2 protein-coding genes are annotated in these 1928 nt (G+C 35.5%); one reads left to right on the top strand and one right to left on the bottom strand.

Features of this window, described 5'->3' with window-relative positions; all coding sequences use genetic code 11:
- Positions 1–342: 342 nt before the first annotated feature.
- The gene (locus GNE10_RS34205; protein ID WP_185570463.1) at positions 343–621 is read left to right on the top strand and encodes a hypothetical protein; all 279 of its coding nucleotides are present in this window, start codon (positions 343–345) and stop codon (positions 619–621) included.
- 19 nt (positions 622–640) lie between these two features.
- On the opposite strand, the gene GNE10_RS34200 is transcribed toward GNE10_RS34205, so the two are convergent.
- Positions 641–1336, bottom strand: coding sequence for a hypothetical protein (locus GNE10_RS34200; RefSeq protein WP_185570462.1), 696 nt, complete (start codon positions 1334–1336; stop codon positions 641–643).
- Positions 1337–1928: the final 592 nt, after the last annotated feature.

Here is a 1928-nt window from a genome sequence, read left to right as displayed (position 1 = left end):
TATATCATGTCCGCTTGATTACTTATTAAACCCGAAAAACCCCACCCCTTAATCCCCTCCCCGCTCTTCGGGAGGGGAGACAAAGCGTAGCTTTGGCTCTTTGGGGTGCAATACTGTGGGAATCATAACTAATTATGCGGACATAATATTACATGAAAAAAGCCTGAGTTAACAGGCTATTTTGGAAAGTTTAAAAAGCGTGATTCCACTTTTTGGACTGAGCAAGATACGGTTGATTTAGCATCTTTCTCTTTACAGTACGCAGCTTCAATTTTTCCTGAAAGTGAGGAGACACTTGAGTGAAATTTAATCCCAAAGCACTGTCTCACGAACGAAAACGCTATGAGCAATACTTCAAAAACCGATTGGGCTAGAATCGATGCAATGAATAACGAGGACATCGATACCTCAGATATTCCACCTTTGTCTGAAGAATTCTTTGCTAAAGCACAATTACGAATGCCCAAGTTACCTGTAGAAATTACACTTCAGGTAGATCCTGAAACTTTTGCTTGGTTCCAAGCACAGGGAGAGACAGCCGAACAGCAGATGTCTGTAGCATTAAAGATTTATGCAGAAGCACACAAAGCTTATCCTGGCTCTCAAGGGCTGTCAACCTAACAAGCTACATTTGGCAATTTTAAGCTAGTTGTAGCTTTAGATAATCAATAAATTCGAGAATTTCTGTATCAGAGAGTTGTAAGCGCGATCGCTTGCCATATTTCTGCTGCAAATACTCTCTACCTTGTTCTGGAGTCCAATTTAATTGTGCTAAATATCTGTCACTTTGAGCTATCAAAACTGTATGGGCTTCTGATGGCGTTGTATTAGCAGATATTTGTATTGGTTCTTGATTATAATTTTGAATAGAATTAATTTTTAAACTTACTCTTTGTCCTATAGTTTGCCAGTCAATTTCTCTGTGTCCATCCCAACTAACCCCTACAGACCGATAAGTTACTGGATCGTAAATATTACAAAAAACTACATTACTTTCTCCTGGGCTAACGGCGATCGTCAGTGGATTACGCATTTGCTCAAAAATAAGAGCATCTAAAGATAACAACAAACTTTGGGAAAAGTAAGATTCACTTCCTGAACGAATAATATAAGGTTTATCTGCCAAAATATATAAATCATTTTTTTCAACTATCCCGAATCTAGTTTCAACCTTTTTATTAAGTTCTATCCCAGTTATCACCCCAGTCAAAGCTTTGTCATAAATGGGAATTTTTTGCTCGTTTTCTGAGAGCATATACCAACAATAATCATTGTCTTTTTTCACAAAGACATATTGAGGTTTTGGAATAGCTCCGAATCCTAATTTAACTTCCATATTTTTGAACGAGTTTTCTTAAATTAATTTATTTAGCAGCAAGCTTTCACGATTTGTACCGTTAAGCCATAAGTTCCTTTATATATAATTCCCTAGACAGGAATTAAATTAACATTAAGGCAGCCAAAGTTACGGTTTTTTTGTGCATCATTCATAACTTTTCTCACCCCAGAGATGTTGAGTATTAACATTGATTTTTTAGACTTGACAAGACTGTACTTTTCTGAAAATAAATATCTTAATATTTCTTAAATATTACCTAGTTATATTGATGCAGCTTAGAGATTTGAAGAATTTTAGACAATAATTTGGTAATTTAATAATATTTTACAAAGTCAGATTAACTTGCTCTCAAGTGGTATTGGCTAACGAGGGAAAGGTGGGAATTTAATTGCGTAGGCGTAGCCCGTCGTAGACATCGCTAATTTCAGTGGTATTTGCAACATAAGGCTGTATATAACTCTGTCTAAGCTTGAGACTGCACCCTAATCTGTTGAAAATGACTGGTTTTAGAATCAGATAATTCTATGAAAACTATTTAAAAAAGGGAATTACAGCTTTTTGTATTTTGTAACTATTTTTATAAAAATAG

The organism is Nostoc sp. 2RC (genome assembly GCF_014222165.1).
GTDB classification, from domain to species: domain Bacteria; phylum Cyanobacteriota; class Cyanobacteriia; order Cyanobacteriales; family Nostocaceae; genus Nostoc; species Nostoc linckia.
Note: the sequence above shows the minus strand (reverse complement) of the source record. Positions and strands in the feature narration are given on the sequence as shown.